Origin of the sequence: Dyella sp. GSA-30 (assembly GCF_027924605.1) — a bacterium.
Classification (GTDB): domain Bacteria; phylum Pseudomonadota; class Gammaproteobacteria; order Xanthomonadales; family Rhodanobacteraceae; genus GSA-30.
This window is the reverse complement of the sequence record NZ_AP027042.1, coordinates 227,700-246,605: the sequence shown is the minus strand read 5'-3', so window position 1 is coordinate 246,605 and position 18,906 is coordinate 227,700. Positions and strand designations below refer to the sequence as shown.

General features: G+C 62.3%; 17 protein-coding genes. 5 read left to right on the top strand and 12 right to left on the bottom strand.

Going from position 1 to position 18,906, the window contains the following annotated elements; genetic code table 11:
- Positions 1-32: 32 nt before the first annotated feature.
- Positions 33-974: an alpha/beta fold hydrolase gene (locus QMG46_RS01155; RefSeq protein WP_281850596.1), complete on the bottom strand. Its 942-nt coding sequence runs from the start codon at positions 972-974 to the stop codon at positions 33-35.
- Between the two features lie 424 nt (positions 975-1,398).
- Here QMG46_RS01155 and sppA point away from each other — a divergent pair, with 424 nt between their 5' ends.
- The gene (gene sppA / locus QMG46_RS01150) at positions 1,399-3,261 is read left to right on the top strand and encodes a signal peptide peptidase SppA (RefSeq protein WP_281850595.1); all 1,863 of its coding nucleotides are present in this window, start codon (positions 1,399-1,401) and stop codon (positions 3,259-3,261) included.
- Positions 3,262-3,398: 137 nt separating this feature from the next.
- Here sppA and QMG46_RS01145 read toward each other — a convergent pair whose 3' ends face one another.
- Together QMG46_RS01145 and QMG46_RS01140 are read right to left on the bottom strand one after the other, a co-directional pair.
- Positions 3,399-4,223, bottom strand: coding sequence for an ABC transporter ATP-binding protein (locus QMG46_RS01145; protein ID WP_281850594.1), 825 nt, complete (start codon positions 4,221-4,223; stop codon positions 3,399-3,401).
- A complete protein-coding gene (locus QMG46_RS01140; protein WP_281850593.1) occupies positions 4,220-4,423 on the bottom strand; it encodes a hypothetical protein in 204 nt (67 codons plus the stop codon). Before QMG46_RS01140 ends, QMG46_RS01145 begins: the two co-directional genes overlap by 4 nt.
- A 93-nt stretch (positions 4,424-4,516) precedes the next feature.
- Here QMG46_RS01140 and QMG46_RS01135 point away from each other — a divergent pair, with 93 nt between their 5' ends.
- Complete coding sequence (locus QMG46_RS01135) at positions 4,517-5,299, top strand: SDR family oxidoreductase (protein WP_281850592.1); 783 nt, start codon at positions 4,517-4,519, stop codon at positions 5,297-5,299.
- A gap of 166 nt (positions 5,300-5,465) precedes the next feature.
- Here QMG46_RS01135 and QMG46_RS01130 read toward each other — a convergent pair whose 3' ends face one another.
- Complete coding sequence (locus QMG46_RS01130; RefSeq protein WP_281850591.1) at positions 5,466-6,101, bottom strand: DUF4124 domain-containing protein; 636 nt, start codon at positions 6,099-6,101, stop codon at positions 5,466-5,468.
- The gene (locus tag QMG46_RS01125) at positions 6,101-7,045 is read right to left on the bottom strand and encodes a DegV family protein (protein WP_281850590.1); all 945 of its coding nucleotides are present in this window, start codon (positions 7,043-7,045) and stop codon (positions 6,101-6,103) included. The genes QMG46_RS01130 and QMG46_RS01125 overlap by 1 nt, the downstream gene beginning before the upstream one ends.
- Before the next feature lie 205 nt (positions 7,046-7,250).
- Here QMG46_RS01125 and QMG46_RS01120 point away from each other — a divergent pair, with 205 nt between their 5' ends.
- Positions 7,251-8,042, top strand: coding sequence for an AMP nucleosidase (locus QMG46_RS01120; RefSeq protein ID WP_281850589.1), 792 nt, complete (start codon positions 7,251-7,253; stop codon positions 8,040-8,042).
- A gap of 105 nt (positions 8,043-8,147) precedes the next feature.
- On the opposite strand, the gene QMG46_RS01115 is transcribed toward QMG46_RS01120, so the two are convergent.
- The 4 genes from QMG46_RS01115 to QMG46_RS01100 form a co-directional block, all read right to left on the bottom strand.
- Entirely contained in the window at positions 8,148-11,276 is a 3,129-nt protein-coding gene (locus QMG46_RS01115; RefSeq protein WP_281850588.1) for a TonB-dependent receptor, read from the bottom strand.
- Between the two features lie 537 nt (positions 11,277-11,813).
- Positions 11,814-12,737, bottom strand: coding sequence for a Grx4 family monothiol glutaredoxin (gene grxD / locus QMG46_RS01110; RefSeq protein ID WP_281850587.1), 924 nt, complete (start codon positions 12,735-12,737; stop codon positions 11,814-11,816).
- A 41-nt stretch (positions 12,738-12,778) separates the two neighbouring features.
- Positions 12,779-13,045, bottom strand: a complete 267-nt coding sequence (locus QMG46_RS01105; RefSeq protein WP_281850586.1) for a hypothetical protein — start codon at positions 13,043-13,045, stop codon at positions 12,779-12,781.
- A gap of 4 nt (positions 13,046-13,049) precedes the next feature.
- Entirely contained in the window at positions 13,050-13,763 is a 714-nt protein-coding gene (locus tag QMG46_RS01100) for a MipA/OmpV family protein (RefSeq protein ID WP_281850585.1), read from the bottom strand.
- A 197-nt stretch (positions 13,764-13,960) separates the two neighbouring features.
- On the opposite strand from QMG46_RS01100, the gene QMG46_RS01095 reads away from it, so the two are divergent.
- On the top strand, positions 13,961-14,650 hold the full coding sequence (locus QMG46_RS01095; RefSeq protein ID WP_281850584.1) for a response regulator: 690 nt from the start codon (positions 13,961-13,963) through the stop codon (positions 14,648-14,650).
- Entirely contained in the window at positions 14,634-16,025 is a 1,392-nt protein-coding gene (locus QMG46_RS01090) for a sensor histidine kinase (RefSeq protein WP_281850583.1), read from the top strand. The genes QMG46_RS01095 and QMG46_RS01090 overlap by 17 nt, the downstream gene beginning before the upstream one ends.
- A 42-nt stretch (positions 16,026-16,067) precedes the next feature.
- On the opposite strand, the gene QMG46_RS01085 is transcribed toward QMG46_RS01090, so the two are convergent.
- The 3 genes from QMG46_RS01085 to QMG46_RS01075 form a co-directional block, all read right to left on the bottom strand.
- A complete protein-coding gene (locus tag QMG46_RS01085; protein ID WP_281850582.1) occupies positions 16,068-16,925 on the bottom strand; it encodes a UDP-2,3-diacylglucosamine diphosphatase in 858 nt (285 codons plus the stop codon).
- A 99-nt stretch (positions 16,926-17,024) separates the two neighbouring features.
- On the bottom strand, positions 17,025-17,621 hold the full coding sequence (locus QMG46_RS01080; protein ID WP_281850581.1) for an SGNH/GDSL hydrolase family protein: 597 nt from the start codon (positions 17,619-17,621) through the stop codon (positions 17,025-17,027).
- Between the two features lie 6 nt (positions 17,622-17,627).
- Positions 17,628-18,881, bottom strand: a complete 1,254-nt coding sequence (locus QMG46_RS01075) for an aminotransferase class I/II-fold pyridoxal phosphate-dependent enzyme (protein WP_281850579.1) — start codon at positions 18,879-18,881, stop codon at positions 17,628-17,630.
- Between the last annotated feature and the right edge of the window lie 25 nt (positions 18,882-18,906).

The following is an 18,906-nucleotide window of genomic DNA, read 5'->3' as shown; positions in this document are numbered from 1 at the left end:
TGACTCCCGGGTCTTTTTTTGCGTGACGTTGCTTACCAGGCGACCTTGCGTTCAAGAAAATCACGCATCAGCCTGGCGATCTCATCGTTGGCTTCGTCCAGCGCGAAGTGGCCGCCTTCCAGTAGATGTATTTCGGCGTTTGGCACATCCCGTTTATAGGCGAGGGCACCGGCGACCGTGAAGTTGGGATCGTATTTGCCCCAGGTCACCAGCACGGGTGGTTGATGCTTGCGCAGGTAAGCCTGCCAGGAAGGATAAGCCGCAACGTTGGTGCGGTAGTCATAGAAAAGATCGGATTGAATGTCGTGCTGCCCGGGTTGGTTGAGGAACGCATATTCATCCGTCCACAGATCGGGATCGTAGCGTTCCGGATGCGGCGATGAACCAACATGGCGCCTGCGCGTCAATTCAAGTGAAAAGCCGGTGCGGATGCGGCTTTCGTGGCTTGCCCGGTCTTTCCAGAATGCACGGATCTTGTCCCACGATGGGGGCGCGAGCCCCTCTTCGTGCGCGACCGCATTCTGCACGATCAGCGCTTTGACACGTTCGGGGTGTGCCAGCGCCAGCCGATAACCGACCGGGGCGCCGAAATCATTCATGTAGATGGCGTAGTTGTTCAAGCCAAGCGTGCTTGTCAACGCGTCTATCTGTGCGGCGAGGTTGTCGAACGTGTAGTTGTATGCAGATGCGCTTGGCATGTCGCTATGGCCAAAACCCATATAGTCCGGCGCGACCAGGTGGTATCGATCGGCAAGCAACGGCATCAGGCGTTCGAACATCCGCGACGATGATGGAAAGCCGTGCAGCAGCAGGATGGTCGGCGCATCGCGCGAGCCCGCCTCACGATAGAAAACCCGATGACCGTCGACATTCACCTGGTGGTAGCTGATCCCGGTGGGGGCCGCGGACGATGCCGATAGTGGCACTGCCATCAACAAGGCAACGGGAAAAATCAGCGAGCGTAGGAAAGTCATGCATATCTCCTTATGGAATGGTGCCGTTCGTGGCATGGGCATGGGCTCGGCCGTGCGCAGATGATGCTCGATCGATCGAGGACGCAAATAGTGCGATACGTCCGGAATGAATGCCCGATCGACTGTGATCATTCGTTCTTTCAGGCTCGCTCTGCCTGGGAAAAGCTCAGGTGGCGGGGATTGGATTTCCCGCTGGTGGCAAAGTCCGATGTCGGGCGCCGCGGAGCCCTCCTGGGTTGCGGTCTACAAGGCATGGCGTCCTACCCGTCGGCCGAGTAATCGTGCACGGGTCGAATGAGCGGCCGGCCCTGATCGAGCCGCCCGGGCCGTCGAACGCCAGCCCCCGGGGCGGCGTGCTGAATGGACATGACCCGTAGGGGGTAAACCGTTACGCTAGCGCTGTACTTTCGAGGATTTCCCCAGCATGGCTTCGCAGCGTCAACCCGGTTTCTGGAACTTCCTGTGCTCGTTTGGGCGCGGGGTCAATATTGTCCGCCTGGTCATCGTGAACTTGGTGTTCTTTCCGCTGCTGTTTATCGTGCTGCTGATTATCGCCAGCATGATTATCGGTGGGCGCGCCGAGCGCGTCGCCGACAACTCGGTCCTGGTCATCAAACCGGAAGGGCAGATCGTCGAACAGTCCAGCCTGAGCCCGGTGCAGCGCGCGCTGGCGAGCATGTCGGGGGATGCGCCCAAGCAGATCCAGCTGCGCGATATCGTCGGCTCGATCGATGCCGCGGCCAAAGACAGCCGCATCACCCGGATTCTGCTGCTGCCCGATCACCTGCAGGCTGGCGGCTTTGCCGCCTTGCATGAAGTGGGGGCCGCGCTCGATCGCTTTCGCGCTGCCGGCAAGCCGGTCGTCGTCTGGGGCGCGAACCTGGACCAGGGGCAGTATTACCTAGCCGCGCATGCCGACCGGGTGCTGATCGATCCGCAGGGTGGCGTGATGCTGATGGGCCTGGCCAACTACCGGCTGTTCTACAAGGACCTGCTCGACAAGCTCGGCGTGGACGTGCACCTGTTCCGTGTCGGTCAGTTCAAGAGCGCGGCCGAGCCGTACATCCTCGATCACGCATCGCCCGAATCGAAAGAAGCCGACGGTTTCTGGATGGGCGGCCTGTGGGATGAGTATCTCGCCGAGGTAGCCAAGCTGCGCAAGATCGACGTCGCGCAATTGCGCAGCGACATCAATGGGCTGCCGGACGCGATCGCAAAGGCCCACGGTGATTTGGGCCAGCTGTCGCTGGATCAGCACCTGGTCGATGGCCTTGCCACCCAGGATGAACTTGAAGACATGATGCGCAAGGAGGGCGTGCCGGCCGGGAAGAGCGGCCATGGCTTCCGCCAGGTGAGCCTGACGAGCTATGTCACGACCTTGCCCGATCCGAGTCTGCAGACCGGTGGTGGTGTTTCCGTGGTGGTAGCCGAAGGCGAGATCACCGCGGGCAAGCAGCCGCCGGGCCAGATCGGCGGCGAATCCACCGCGGCATTGATTCGCGCCGCGCGCGAAAGCCGCAAGACCAAGGCGCTGGTGTTGCGCGTCAATTCCCCGGGCGGTGAAGTCTATGCCGCCGAGCAGATTCGCCGTGAAGTCGAGTTGACCAAGCAGGCCGGCATTCCGGTGGTGGTGTCGATGGGTGACGTGGCGGCCAGCGGCGGGTACTGGATCTCGATGAATGCCGATCGCATCTACGCCGAGCCGAACACGATCACCGGTTCGATCGGTATTTTCGGCATGTACTTCAGCGTGCCGGGCACACTCGACAAGATCGGCGTGAAGAGCGATGGCGTGGCGACCGGTCCCTTGGCGGGCGCTTTCGATATCAGCCGGCCGCTCGATCCGAAGGTGGGTGCGGTCATTCAGTCGATCATCGATAAGGGCTATCACGACTTCGTCGGTAACGTGGCCAAGGCACGCGGCAAGGATTACGAGGCGATCAATGCAATCGCCCAGGGTCGTGTATGGACCGGCCAGCAGGCGCTGGAGCGTGGATTGGTCGATCAGATGGGCGGCTTGGGCGATGCGATCGCCGATGCCGCAAATCGCGCCAAGCTCGGCAAGGACTACCCGGTGCGTTACATCGAGACCGCTACCGGCGCGTTCGAGCAATTCCTTGCCGGCCTCAACGACAACGCGATGATCCAGGTGGCACAGAATGTTGGCGTACGCCTGCCGCCGTGGCTGGCGCAACTACCGAAGATGGCGCCGGAGTTGAGCCTCTTGCGCAACGCGCAGTCCGGGCGCCCGAATGTTTATGCGTATTGTTTCTGCGTACCGCACTGAATAAGGTTGTGGTGGGGCGGTCGCGACTGAAGTCGCTCCTACAAACTAGCCGGGCATCGCTATCTTGTAGGAGCGACTTCAGTCGCGACCCACCGTGACGTAACCGCAGAAGCCATTCCCGCCAACGCCGCTCGCTTTTAAAGCTGCGCGGCGTAATAGCCGTCACGCTTGTCCACCGAAACATCCATGCCGAACAACTGGCTGAGGGCATGGCCGCTCAGTAGTTGCTGCTTGTTGCCATCGGCGAACAGCCGTCCCTGTTGCAGCATGACGACACGGTCGATTTCCGGCAGGATTTCCTCGATGTGATGCGTTACCAGCAACAAGGTGGTGCCCTGTCGCGCGAGGCCGCGCAGGGTTTCCAGGAAATGCCTGCGCGCTGCCGGGTCCAGGCCAGCGCACGGTTCGTCCAGCAACAGCGCGCGTGGCTGATGGGTCAACACCCGCGCAATCAGCACGCGCCTTGCTTCGCCGGTCGAAAGACTGGCCATCTGGCGACCCGCCAGATGATCGGCGCCGATCAGTTGCAAGGCCTCCATGGCACGCTCGCGCATCGCTGGCGTCACCTGGTGGTCCAGACCCAGTCCGCGTGCGGCGAAGAAGCTCGATACCACGGCATCGAATACTTCCAGCGGCGTGTCGCTGGTGTAGTCCAGCTGCAGCGCGGGAGACACAATGCCAAGCAGCTTGCGTAGCTCACTGACATGCCAGCGTTCGCGGCCATAGATATGCACATGCGACGAGCCATCTTCGCGCGCCAGCGGGTATAGCTGGCGCGTGATGAGCTTGACCAGGGTGGACTTGCCCGATCCGTTCGGACCCAGGATGGCCGTGTGCTGGCCCTGTGCAATGGCCAGGGCGGGCAGGTCGATCAGGACGCGATCGCCGCGGATCACCGTCGCGTTATGAATATCCAGCAGCGGTGTCGCCGAATGAATCGCGGGCGCGGGAGACAGGTTCACTGGTCGGCTGCGTCCAGGGCTTTGCGCTCGCGCTCGGCCTGCGCGTCGCTGGCTTTCTGCACGTCCTTGGCTTTTTGTTCGGCTTTTTTCATGTCGTCCCAGGGTGTGGCTACACGCTGTTGCGGCGCCTGGGGCTGGGGCGGTTTGCCCGAGCAGGCGGTGAGGACGAGCATGCACAGCACTATGGCCGTCCGTTTCATCGGTGTGGCATCCGTAGCGGAAAGACAGGCTTGGCAGTGTCACGCCGCGGGCCGGCACGCGCAAGCGCTGCGGAGGCGTTAAACTGCGACGCCATGAACAATCGTATCGATGCCTGGCAACTGCAAGGCCATACCGCGCTGATCACCGGTGCCAGCAAGGGCATCGGCTATGCCGCCGCCCGTGAACTGGCAGCCCTTGGCGCCAACCTGTTATTGGTCGCGCGCGACGAGGATCACCTCGAACAGGTGCGGGTCGAGTTGGCCGATGACTTCGACACGATCGACGTGCTCGCCTTCGGCGCGGATGTGAGCGACCACGAAGATCGCCTTGCGGTGTTCGACTGGATCGCCGACCTGGGCGCGCCATTGTCGTTGCTGATCAATAACGCGGGCGGCAACAAACCCGATGCGACGCTCGGTTACGACGAGGGCGAGTACCGCGCGATCTTCGAGCAGAACCTGTTTTCGGCGTTCGAGATGTGCCGCCTCGCGCATCCGCAATTGGTGCAGCATGCAAACGCCGCGATCGTGAATGTCGGTTCGGTGTCTGGCGTGACGCATGTGCGCACGGGCTCGCCTTACGGCATGAGCAAGGCTGCATTGCATCAGCTCACGCGCAATCTTGCCGCGGAATGGGCGGTCGATGGTATCCGGGTCAATGCGGTAGCGCCGTGGTACATCCGCACGCAGCGGTCGGAGCCGGCGTTGGCGAACGAGGATTACCTGGACGAAGTGCTCGACCGCACGCCGCTGCGCCGTATCGGCGAGCCGGAAGAAGTCGCCGCTGCCATTGCGTTCCTGTGTCTGCCTGCTGCCAGTTACATCACCGGCCAGGTGTTGGCGGTCGATGGTGGGTTTCTGAACTACGGCTTTTAAGTGGACTTCGCGGGTTTGTAGGAGCGACTTCAGGGAGCCTCGAAAAGCTCATCCTACTCGTCATCCCGGCCTGCGCCGGGATGACGAGTAGGAAAAATTTGAGAGTATCCGAGGCCCTGCTCAAGTCGGTATCTACAAACTCGGGGACGTTTCGATTCCTTGAATCTCACCCATTGCATTGGGCTAGCTGCGACAGCAACTGAGCCTCGCGTTTTTCCAGCGGTGGCTGGTCGCTCTTGAATGCTCGTTGCAGCTTGTGTTCGACATCGTCGTAGGCATCGCGCAGCGCGTTGCAGGTTTCGCTGAAACTCAGTGGCCGGCATTGATCCTGGACCCAGACGAAGTTATTGCCGACCAGGTTCGGGTTGGTCTTGCCGCGATTGAGTTCAGGCGCGGATGCGCCGCCGCCACCGCCTGGGCCATAGACCTGCGACAAGGATCGAGGTGCCGCGCCGAGGATACCGAAGGGCACCAGATAAGGCTGCGGATCGCCATTCTCGCTGATATAGCTCTTTCCGTCGGTCGCCTTGAGGCAGACGAACATCGCTGGCAGTGGCGTTGCAGGTGGGGATGGCCTGGGGGCTGGTGGCGTTGCCGGCGCCTGTGTGCTCGCGTCGGATGTGCTCGCCGGTGCCGGAGCGGGCCCGAGATCCTGCGGGAGGTCGAGCATTTCCTGCCGCTGGCCTTTGGCGCACGGTGCATCCTGATAGATCACGGCACCGTTGGCGGCGGTGCATTTATAAGCAGCGCCCGCCATGGCGGGCGCCGGTATCAGCAGTATCAGGAAAAAAAGCCGCCGCATCAAAAATCCGCGACATGTTCCTCGGCGGCGAATCCCAGCGCGACCGCGCCTTCGCCGACGTTGACCATGCCGGTGATGCTCATCGGCGACTCCATCAGGGCGACGCCGCATTCTTCACACGCCGCCTTGAGTCGGTCGTAACCCGGTAGCTTGGCCAGCTCCGCCGGGTCGCCGCCGAAACTCAGGCATACCGCCGGGACCAGCAGGCCGGCATGCACGCGTTGCGCGGCGTAATTGAACAGCGTCTCGGCGCCGTGCTCGAAGCCGCGTACCTTGCCCACTGGCGAAGTGTCGCCACGATAGGCACGGATCAGTGGCTTGATATCCAGCGCCGAACCGAGCATGGCGCTGAACAGCCCGACGCTGCGATCGCCTTTTTTCTTGGCACGCGCACGCAGGTAATAGAGATCGCGCGGCAGCATATAGCCATAGGAGTTGTTGGCGACATGGGTCAGGCGCTCGCGAATCGCGGCGGGCGCTTCGCCGGCGGCGATCAGCCGCGTGGCTTCGACGATGGTCGGTGCGGATCCGGCGAACAGGTTGCGCGTATCGATCACCCGCATCAGGAACGGGCCGGAAATACCGGCTTTCTCGCGTACCTCACGGTAATGCTTGAGCACCGCGAAGCTGGCCTTGATCACATGATCGTTGATCGGGCTGCGCGTGGCGGTGATGGTCAGGCAGAACACGCAGTCGTGTTCGAGCACCAGCTTTTCGAGGAACAACTGCTGCACTTCTTCGACCGAGCAGGGTTCGGTTTCGGCCGAGTGGCTGCGGCTGCCGAGTTTGTGCTCGATAAAGCGGGTGAGCTCGACCGGGTTGCGGTCGTCCATGAAGACTTCGCGGTCGACCCGCACCGTGATCGGCATGACGTGAATGCCATGCTCCTGCAAGAACGCCTGTGGCAGATCGCAGGCCGCGTCGATGGCCAGACCCATGCGCATCGGTGATCCCCTTTCTGTTGTGGGGCGGAACATAGCACGCTAGGGACGGCTTGCCGACACATCGCATGGCCTAGGAGCGATTCCAGGGTTTGGGGCGTTGGCCCCGCGCCGGTTATGATGCAGCCACTTTTGGCATTCTGCCGGCGTGGCGTCGCCGGTAACGCATGGTCTTTAGGGCGACCGTGCTTCGACCTTCAGGGGTCTTATGAAAAACAAGCAGGACATCGTCAGCAACTGGCTGCCGCGTTATACAGGTACCGCGCTGGAGGACTTCGGCCAGCACATTCTATTGACCAATTTTGGCCACTACGTCGATCTGTTCGCGCAGTGGCATGGCGTGGAAGTCAAAGGCCGCGACCGGCCCATGCCCAATGCAACGGCCGATGGCATCACCCTGATCAATTTCGGCATGGGCAGCCCCAATGCGGCGACCGTGATGGATCTGCTCAGTGCGGTCGGGCCGCAAGCTGCCCTGTTCCTGGGCAAATGCGGCGGTCTGAAGAAAAAGAACGCGATCGGCGACCTGGTGCTGCCGATCGCGGCGATTCGCGGCGAAGGCACCTCGAACGATTACCAGCTGCCGGAGGTGCCCGCCTTGCCAGCGTTCCAACTGCAGCGCGCGGTATCGACGATGATCCGCGATCTGGGCCACGACTACTGGACCGGCACCGTCTACACCACCAACCGCCGCGTGTGGGAACACGACGATGCCTTCAAGGCTTACTTGCGCCGCACGCGCGCGATGGCGATCGATATGGAGACGGCAACGATCTTTTCGGCCGGCTTCGCCAACAGCATTCCCTGTGGCGCGCTGTTGCTGGTGTCCGATCAACCGATGATCCCCGAAGGCATCAAGACCGAGCTCAGCGACCGCAGCGTTACCGCCAATTTCGTCGAGTCGCATATCAAGATCGGCATCGAGGCATTGAAGCTGGTGCGCCGCAACGGCCGCAGCGTGAAACATCTGCGCTTCGAAGACGACGCCGGCGAGATCTAGCCGGATATCGCGCAAAGAAAAAGCCGCCGGAGAACCGGCGGCCAAGGTTTTGGGGAGTACCCACTGCAGCCACTCTTCTCCGAGTGGCTGCAGTAAAGGAACGTCTTACAGGCTGAAGTCGTAACGAGCGCCGAGGCGGACGTAACGCGGATCCTGGTAGGAGCGTGCAACCTGGTAATCCGGGTTGACCACGCCCAGGGCGGTTTCGCCGTTCTCGTACACCTGCGTGACGCGCTGCTTGCCGAGCAGGTTGAACACATCGGCCGACAGCGTGAACTTGTGGTTCAGGAAGGCCGGCTTCCAGGCCACGCTCATGTCGATGTTATACGTCCACGGCGTGCGGCCCACCGAGCCGCGCGGCGACGGCTGGCCATTGCACCAGAAGTAGTTACCGCCGTAGCCATACGGATCTTCCGGACGGAAGCCCAGGCAGCTCTTGGGGTAGCCCGAAGCAAGACGGGTCACGGTCGAGACCGACCACTCGTCCGTGGGCTGGTAGGTACCCAGGATACGCAGCTGATGCGTCTGATCGTTCGCCAGCGGACCATTGGTGTTTTCCATGATCTGCGGGAAGTCCCAGCTCTCGGTGGTCGACACGTCGGCCTGCACGATGTCCGAATCCAGCTGGCCTTCGGAGTTACCGTAGCTGCGCGAGAAGGTGTACTCGATCTTGCCGTACCACTTGTCGCTGAACTGATGCTCGGCGTAGAAGTCGGCCATGTAGTAACCGCGCTTCGGGTTCGGCTCACCGATTTCCTTGGCGGTGAGCGGCACGCTGAGGTACTGGCCGCCGCCCAGGCTGAGCAGGAAGTTGTTTGCACGGCCCGGGTTGTACAGCCAGCAACCAGTACTGTTGGCGATACCTGCATCCACCTGTGAACGCAGGCCGTGTTCGTCACCCCACTTCTGCATCGGTCCTTCGAAACCCGCCAGACCGTTGTCGCAGGTATCGTCGATCAGGCTACGCAGCTTGCGGTAGAGGAACTTGGCGCCGACCACCCAGTTGTCCTGCAACTGCTTGTCGAAGCCCAGGATGTATTCGTCCTGGTAGTACGAATGCAGGCCCTGCGCGGCGACGGTCTTGCCATCGGGCGGTACGCCATTTTCGTTGTTGAGGTAGAACAGGCCCGAAGCAGAGGTCTTGGTCAGACCGGTCGGTACGCCGGTGGTCGGATCGATACCGGTGAAGGCGAAGTACTGAGACGGGAAGCTGGACGGACCGGCGCCGCGAATGGCTACGCTGGTCGGCAAGCCCAGATGGTAGCGGCCAGCGTTGGCGTAGACCTTCAGCGAACTATCACCGTAGACGTCCCAAGTGATACCCAAGCGCGGATCGAGCTGGTGGCGCGAACTGGCGTACACCTGGCCCACACCGTTGTAGTTGGTGAACTGCTCGTTACGCAGGCCGACGTAGCCATGCCAACGATCGCTGATCTGCCAGTTGTCTTCGATGAACTGCGAGGACTGCGAGGTGCGTGCCGAAGTACCGGTAGTCAGGCCCGTCGATTCGACGAACCAGCCGTTCGGGTAGTCGGCTGGATTGAACAAGTTAGGATCGAGGCCAAGGTTCTCCAGGCGCTGCTGGATCAAGTTGCCCGGACCGGCTGCACCGATGTCGCGATACGTGTAACCGGTGCCGCCCACGGGCGAGTTGCCCCAGGTCGCACGCAGTTCGTAGCGGTCCACACCGGCCTTGATGTCGTGGTCGCCCAGACGATATTCGACGTTGAGGTTCCAGCCGTTGGTGCGATCCTTCGAGCCGGGCATCAGGATGGTCGTGCTGCCGACCGTGCAACCCTTTTGGCCTTGCCCGACACGCAGATCCGAGATACCCGGGCAAACCAGGCCGCCGCCGCCGGTGACATCCTGGGCGTGGTCCGAATTGCTCTTGCCGTACATCGCAGTCACGGTCAGTGCATCGGTAATGTAGCCGGTGTAGTTGGCGATATAGACGTTACCGCCGGGCGTGCCGTTAGTCTGGGTGCCGTTGTAGTTCTTGAGGTATTGATGACCCAGATAGCTGCCGAGACCACTGCCGCTGTAAGTCTTGTTACCAGCGTCGACGCCGTAGTTATAGATTTGCGAATCGACCGTCTCATCGTCACCGATGCCGGTGAATTCCAGGATGTTCGAATCGTTGATGTTCCAGTCCAACTTGCCCAGCCAGCGCGTGGTCTTGTTGGTGTTGTTCGATTGCGTACCGGTCAGGGTCAGGCCGTTGCGGAACACGCTATCGGTCGGGCCGATAATGCTGCCTGAGCTGCGGATGAAGTCCGCTGCGCCGAAGAAGTACAAGGTGTCCTTGATCAGCGGGCCGCCGATCGAGCCGGAGTACTGCATCCCGCCGTTATCCTGCGGGTTGAAGCCGCTGCCCTGCTGATAGATCGTGCCCTTGTACGCGGTATTGGATACGCGATAGCTGCTGCGCGGCTCCTGTGCCAGATCGCTCGGCGACCAGAATGCCTGGATATCGCCCTTCCATTCGTTGGAGCCACGTTTGGACACGACGTTGATCACGCCGCCGGTGGAGCGGCCGTACGCAGCGCCGTAACCACCGATGAGCACCTGCTCCTGATCGATGGCGTCGTAGGGCAGCTGGCGCGAGCTCACGCCGGTCAGCGGATTGGTAACCGAGAATCCGTTAATGTAGTACGCGTTTTCCGAAGCCGACGAACCACCGAAAGACAGCGCATTGCCATAGCCTTTAGCCGCAGGCGTGGTGCCTGGCGCGATCAAGGCGATCGAGCTGATCGAGGTACGCGCGATGGGTAGCTTGCTCAGCTGGTCGGCGGTCAACACGGTACGCGAGTCAACCGAGCTGACGTCGATGCTAGGCAGCGCGTTGGCCACGACCTGCACTGCGGACAAGTTTTGCGCGTTGGCGGCGTTGGCCGCGGTTGCCGCGGTGAACGACACGTCGGTACCCTGGCTGATCGAGGTCTGTACGTTATCGTGCGTTTCTACCGTGGTGCCGTCCTTGACGAGCGAAACCTTGTAGACGCCGATGGGCAACGCCGATGCGCGGTAGCGGCCGCCGGCATCCACTGGCAGATCGCGCTTGAGGCCGGTACCCGTATTTTCGATATGAACGATAGCGCCCGGCGTGGCCGAACCGTAGATCGTGCCGGTGGCGTTACTTTGTGCCTGTGCGACGCCTGCGCTGCCAAGCGCTACGGCAACGGCAAGCGCGATGGCATGGCGCTTCGATACTGGAAAACTTCTGCGAAACTGCATTGACTCACCCTCCGATTAGAGCGGTCAGCTAGGGCCTGTAAGACCCAGCCTTCCCAAATGCTGCAAGTTTTTGTTTTTCCGCACTCATCCGCGCCGCCTCAGCACGCGCTGTGGCAACGGAAACGAGCTAGGCATTGAAATGAGACTCCCCTGCGCCGAGAACTTATCCCCAATTCGAAAGTTCTGGCGCGGTTTTGACACTACGATGGGTGGAAAAGTTACGCAACGGTTATCGCGGCGACAAAATCTTGTCGGAAATAATAGTTGGCATTATTTTTGCGTATCGCTTTTTTGAACGATACAGCGACAAGTGCCGGGATTAGGCAGATAGCTGTCGCCTAATTGGCACGCTTTGTCGCAATAAAAAACGATGATAGGCAAGTAATTACGTAATTAGTTAACCGCATACGCATTAACTTGCGCACGTTCAGGGTCACATATTAACCAATGGTGAATGACTTATGACCTATGCCGGTTCGCAATAAAAAAAGCCCGCCGAGCGGCGGGCTTTTTTCGAAACCATGATGACGCCGTGGTTCAGTAACGAGGGACCGAAGGGTCGACCTCGCTCGCCCAGGCATCCATGCCGCCTTCCACGTTGTGTACTTTGGTGAAGCCGTGGGCGGCAAAGCGCTCCGCAACGCCCTTGCTGGAAATGCCGTGGTGGCAGATAAACGCCAGCGGCGTGTCCTTGGGCAACGCGGCAAGCGTTTCGTAGCCTTCTTCTTCCAGTACCCGTGCCTGGGGTAGAGGTGCGGCGGCGGCACGACCATGCGCCGGACGCACGTCGATCAGGGTAATGCTGCCCTCTTCCAGGCGCTTCTTGAGTTCGTGCACTGTGATCGAGGCGATTTCCTGCGCGCCGGGGAATTTCAGGCTCAGGCCTTCCCCCTGCACGGTCGACACCCAGTCGATCACGATGCCGTTGGCACGCTGGGCGCTACCCGGGTCGAAGTGCACCTCGATGCCGTTGGCGACCACGACGATGTCGTGATCGCTGGCCGGTGCCAGCTGGAAGCCGGCGCTGTGGTCCGGGCCGATTTCCAGATGCAGCGCCACGCCTTGAGCATTGGCTGTGCCCTGGCGAATCGCTTCGGCTGCCTTATCGGTAATGGTGATTTCCGGCGGAGTACGGTCCGGCGGGGTCGCGCCAAACAGCTGGTGCAGCTCGCCGCTGCCGTACATCTGGCGGATGATGTCCGCGCCGCCGACCAACTCGCCTTCCACATAGAGCTGCGGAATCGTCGGCCAGTCGCCGTAAGCCTTGATGCCCTCGCGGATCTCGGCATCTTCCAGCACGTTGACCGTATGGTATTCGGGCAACAGCTCATTGAGCGTGTTGGTGGCGGCCGCCGAGAAACCGCACATGGGCTGCTGGCGGGTGCCCTTCATGAACAACACCACGCGGTGGTCCTTGAGCAGGGTTTCGATGCGGGTGCGCGTGGCGGTGTCGAGGGACATGGCGTGATGATCCGGCTAGGCAAAGATGAGGATGATACGCCTCATATGCTGCCGGGTGGCACCGGTTCAAGGTGTCGAGCCGTCCTGCCGCCGTGAAGGAGATAGGGCCGGGACGGCTCCGTCTGATCGAGCAGGGCCGCTTCGAGCATGGCGACGACGCTATCGCCATGCCCCGCGAAGGCCAGCTCGATCGCGGTGCGACCGCCAAGGGTCTGGATCGGGGTGTGCCACAACCAGTCCCATATCACCGCCCGGTTCGGCTCCAACTGCTCGGCCAGGGTGAAGACGCGGCGCAGAACGTGGCTCATGGACTCAGAACGCGTAGCTCAGGGACACGAAATAGCTGTGCGTCTGGCTGGCGTCGACCATCGGGCTGTCCTTGACGGCGTTCGGCAGCAACGCGTACCGGATGCCGGCCGAAGTTACCCACGAGTGCGACAGGCGGTAGATCGCGGTGATGCCCAGATAGGGCGACGAGCCTCCGCCGGCGCGGTAGGTGTCCAGGCCGCTGCGCAGTGAGTCCCTGGCGCTGATGCCGTAGTAATAGTTATTGAGTGCGCTATTGCTGTAATTCACGCCCACCGTGGGCGTCAACGTCAGACTGCCCTGCGTGATCGGGTAGCCGTAGTTGAGGTCGAGCGCGGTGCCGCCGCCGTGGCCGGTGAACTCCTTCTGGGCGCTGGCCTGGACTTGCCCCCAGTCGGCGCGATGGCGCCAGGCGATACCGGCCAGGCCGGAAATGTCGCGGTCGGAAAGGCGGCGCAGCTGCGGGTCGTTCGAGTCGTCATGGCGGAAGCGATTGCCCAGCGGCGACACGATCAGCGACAACTCGTCGGCGCCCGGGCCGAGCAATTTGTAGCCAATGGTCGCGCCGCGCACATAAAAGGACTTGCCTTCGTAGCTGACCAGCGGCAGGGGCCAGGCTTTGTTGTCGTAATTGCGGTAGGGGCTGGGGCTCCATGCGGCCGCGATGCCCAGCGTCCAGGTAGGTTTCTGTTCTGCGGCCGACTGAGCCTGGGCCGACAAGGGGAGGCCTAGCAGGAGGCACGCGGCAAGCAGGCCCGGAAGGCGCAAGGAATTTAAGGGCATGGAGATAGTGTGGGGGCGGGGGACGGGCCATCAGCTTGCCCAGAGCACATTGCCTCAACATTGCGTCTGGGTTCGGTAGCTCCATATAACATCGTGGGATACCGGCCGAGGCATGGCGCGAAGAGAGCACTCACATGCGAATCCTGCTGGTCGAGGACGAGCCGGAAATGGCGCAGGCGCTGCGCGCCGCCCTGCAACGGCACGACATGCTCGCGGATATCGCCACGAGCCTGTTGCAGGCCCAGGAGGCCTTGCGTTGCCGGGTCCATGATCTGCTGTTGCTGGACCGGCAGCTTCCCGATGGCGATGGTGCGACCTTGATCCCGTTCGCACGCAAGCTGCAGGCCGACCTGCCGGTCATCATGCTGACCGCGCGCGGCTCGCTGGCCGATCGCGTGGGCGGTCTCGACCTGGGCGCCGACGATTATCTGGTCAAGCCGTTCGCGGTCGAGGAGTTGCTGGCCCGCGTGCGCGCGATTGCGCGCCGCCCTTCGAAACTGGTGCTGCCTACCGCGACGATCGGCAACCTGCGTTTCGACTTTGCCGCCCGCGAGGCGTTCGTCGACGACCAGTTGCTGCACCTGCCGCGACGCCAATTACTGGTGCTCGAAGCGCTGTTCCTGCGGCTTGGGCGTACGGTACGGCGCGAAGTGTTGCAGGAGTCGGTCTATGATTTCGATGACGCGATCCAGTCCAATGCACTGGATGCACATGTGTCCAAGTTGCGACGCGCGCTGGCCGAGGCCGAAGCACGCGTGGACATTCATGTGATGCGTGGCATTGGTTACTTGCTAAGGGAGCAGGCCGGTGATCGACCGGAATAGATCGCTCACGCTGCAACTGTCGTGGCGTTTGATCTGGCTGCAGATCGCCATCGTGTCGGGTTTGATCGTCGCGCTTACGTACACGCTCTATAACGCGTCCGTCACCTATATCGACGAGGACGTGACGCGTACCGTGGTCGATGCGCTGGGACGTGATGACCATGGCGGCCTGATGCTTCGCTCGGACGAGGCGCTGGATAAGTTGATGGCCTCGACACCCGGGCTGTGGTTCGCCGTGACCGACGAACACGGGCATCGCTTGGCGCATGGCGATGTACCGGTGGCCTATCGGCCGTTGGTCACCTCGCTGACCGAGCTGGAGGCATCGGAGGTCCATGCCAATAGCGCACCGTATGCCCTGACCATGCGCGTCTATGTGGCCGACACCGCGCTCGGGCGCATCCACGTCATCGCCGGCGGCGCGCCCTTGTCAGGGCCCGGTGTGTTGTTCGTGAAACTTATCGCCTACCTTGGCTGGCGCATGATGTTGCCGCTGGGCCTGGTGACCTTGATCGTGGTGCCGTGGCTGATCCGCCGGGCCATGGCGGGGGTTGCCGAGGTGGCGGGACAGGCGCAGGCCATCAATATCGACGAGCGCGGTGCCCGTCTGGCCGATGGTTCGGTGCCGCGTGAACTGCAGCCGTTGGTGCGTGCATTCAATGCGGCGTTGGAACGGCTCAATGAAGGTTACGATGCGCGCGACCGCTTTCTTATCGGTGCGGCGCACGAGTTGCGCGCACCGATCGCGATCATCGAGGCGCGGCTCGAAGCGCTTGCGCCAGGTGCCGATCGCACGCGTTTGCTCACGGACGTGGCGCGACTGGCGAATCTTGCCGAGCAGTTGCTGGATCTGCAGCGGCTGGGCAAGGACGTAGCCAGCCTCGAACCGCTGGATCTGGTTTCCCTTTGTCGCGAAGTCACTGCCGACGTGGCGCCGTTAGTCGTGGATGCCGGTTACGAGCTGGCGCTGGATGCCCCTGACACGCCAGTGTTAGTCATCGGCGATCGGCAATCGCTTTCGCGTGTTCTGACCAATTTGATTCAGAACGCCATTGCCCATGGCGGCGGGCAGGGATCGATCACGGTGGATGTCGTTGCCGATGGCGGTTTTGCCGTCAGCGACCAGGGCCCGGGTATTCCGGTCGAGGAGCGGGTGCGCATTTTTGAGCCGTTTTACCGGGTGCGTCCGAGCAGCAAAGGCACCGGGCTCGGCCTGCATCTGGTGCAGGAAATCGTCACGCGCCACGGCGGGCGTATCGATGTGGTCGAGGCCGGCGGTGGTGGCGCTCGTTTCCAGGTGCGCTTGCGGCGTGCTCATCCCGAGGTGCCGGTTGCGTTACGGGTGGTCGCGACTGAAGTCGCTCCTACAAACTAGCCATGCCTCGCTAGCTTCCAGGAGCGCCCGCCCCCTACACCATTACGCAGCGGTGCGCAGCTCCGACAGGTCCTTCCTCATATTCGCCAACGGCGCCAGCGCTAAGCCAGCCCCCGGCGAAGGCAGCACGACTTCACGGCTCGCACGCCCCAGCGCAGCGGGCTGCTCGCTCCAATGCAGCAGCTCCATCGCACCGGTGTCGTCCTCGACCAGGGCGGTGCAGTGTTCGACCCAGTCGCCGTCGTTGAGATAGAGCACGCCGTCCATCGCACGCACATGGCCGAAATGGATGTGGCCGCAGATATGACCATCGAAGCCGCGCTCACGTGCATCGGCGGCGACGCGTTCTTCGTACGAGCGGATATAGGACAGCGCCTTGCCGATGTGCGACTTGATGATGATCGACAGTGGCAGATAAGGCAGTTCCATGCGTTGCCGCATCTTGTGCACGCGGCGATTCGTCCAGCAGATGAAGCGGTGCATCACCTCGCCCAGGTGGATCAGCCAGGTGCGGCCGATCTGTTCGGGGTCGAATTCGTCGCCGTGGCTGACCCGGTAGCGCCGGCCGTCGGCACCTTCGTGGATCGCATCCAGTTCGATCCTGACGCCGCCGAAGGATTGGCCGGCCAGGCCGCGCATCGGGGCATCGTGGTTGCCTGGGATATAGGTCACCTCGACGCCTCGGCGGGCCATATCCAGCACCTCGGCCAGGACGGCGCCGTGATCGGGGTGCCACCAGGTCCTTTTCGCCAGGGCTTCCATGTCGATGATGTCGCCGACGAGATAGAGCTTCTCGCAGCGCAGTTGGCGCAGGAAGTCGAGCAGGTAGCCGGCCTTGCAGTCGGGTGTACCCAGATGGACGTCGGATATAAAAGCGCTGCGGCAGTGGTAGGTCGCCATGACGCGTGACTCCGGTGGTTAACCGGGATGCCAGTCTGCCCATGCTTGGTCTCCGCACGATGGCGGATGGGTTGCAAACATGTTGCGGTGCAGGGTGTTTTAGACGTACAGCGCCGCTTGGATGGCGGGCCACGCTTCGGCCGCCCAGAGGCTGTATTGCTCGCCCGACGGGTGCAGTCCGTCATCCGCCACCTGGTCCGGGAAGGCACGCGACGAAGGGGTGATATCCACCCAGGCCACCTTGCGGGTAGCGCACAGGTCTCGCGCGGCGGCGTTGTAGGCATCCAGCTCATCGGCGATCTGCGCCACGTCGCGGCCGGATTGCTGGCCGAAAGCGGTGGCGCCCCAATCGGGGATGGACAGGACGAAAACTCGTTCACTGCGCTCGCCGGCCAGCTCGATAGCCCGGTCCAGCAGGCGCTGGAACTCGCCTCGATATTCGTCGGTACTGCGCCCCCGATACTGATTGTTGACGCCGATCAGCAGGCTGACCAGGTCGTACGGTGGCGTAAAGACGGTGGCGTCCATTGCCGCGCTCAGTTCGTCGGTCGTCCAGCCGGTGGTGGCAACGATCTGTGCTTCGTCGATGGCGATGCCTTCACGGCGCAGACGCGTCACCAGTTGGACCGGCCAACGCTCTGCTTCGGCGACACCTTCGCCGATCGTGTAGGAGTCGCCTAGTGCGAGATAACGCACGTGACGTCAGGCGACAGCTGCGGCGGCGACGGTGTGCGGTGTCTGTTCGGTCGCCATGCGTGTGAGGACGCGCTCGATGCGGACGAACACTTCGCGCAACTGATCCGGCGGCGGCAGCAGGGTCAGGCGCAGATGGCGGCTGTGCGGCACATTGAAACTGCTGCCGGGCACGACCAGCACCGACTCTTCTTCCAGCAGACGCAGAGCGAAGGCGTTGTCGTCGAAATCGGCCAGCCGATCGGCGCGAATGCGCGGGAACGCATAAAGCGCACCTGCCGGCGATACCAGGTCCAGGAACTGGCTCGACGCCACGCCTTCGAGCACCGCGCGCCGCGCTTCATGGAGACGCCCGCCTTCCGTGGTCAACGCGCCAATGGTGGCTGCGCTTTCCAGCGCCGGACGCACCGCCCATTGCGCGGTGACATTGGCGCACAGGCGCAAGGCGGCCAGCAATTGCAGCGCATCGCGATAGTCGACGCTACGGGACGGGTCGCCCGAAAGGCTCATCCAGCCCACCCGATAGCCGCAGGCGCGATGCACCTTGGACAAGCCGCCGAAGCTGACGCAGGGCAGGTCGCCGGCGACCTCGGCCAAAGGTTGAAAGGTCGTGCCGTCGTAAAGAATCTCGTCGTAAATCTCGTCGCTGAGCAGCAACAGATTGTGTCGTGCCGCGACGGCGACGATCTGCTCGAGCAATTGGCGCGGATAAACCGCACCGGTCGGGTTGTTCGGATTGATCAGGACCAGGGCGCGAGTACGCGGCGTGACCAGCGATTCGATTTCCGCCGGATCGGGCAGGTGGCCGTTTTCGGCCAGGCAGCGGTAATAGCGCGGCTTGCCATCGTTGAGGATGGTGGCGGCGCTCCACAGCGGGTAGTCCGGGCTCGGCAACAGCACTTCGTCGCCGGGCTGAAGCAGTGCGCGCAGGCTGAGGTCGATCAGTTCGCTGACGCCGTTGCCGACAAAGATGCGCTCGATTTCCACGCCCTGGGCGCCGCGTTGACGCTGCTGGCGGGCAATCGCCTCACGCGCCTCCTCCTGGCCTTGCTCGTGGCCATAGGCCTCGCTGTCGCGCAGATGGGCGCCGATCGCGTCGCGCAGATGGGCGGGTGTTTCGAAGCCGTAACGGCCTGGATTGCCGATATTGAGCTTGATGATCGGCAGCCCGGCGGCTTCGAGCTCGCGCGAGCGGCGGGTCAATGCGCCGCGAATTTCATAGCGCACGTCCGCCAGGTGCGCACTGGGCTTGATCGAAGCCACTGCTGGTTGTCCTTAATGTGTCAGG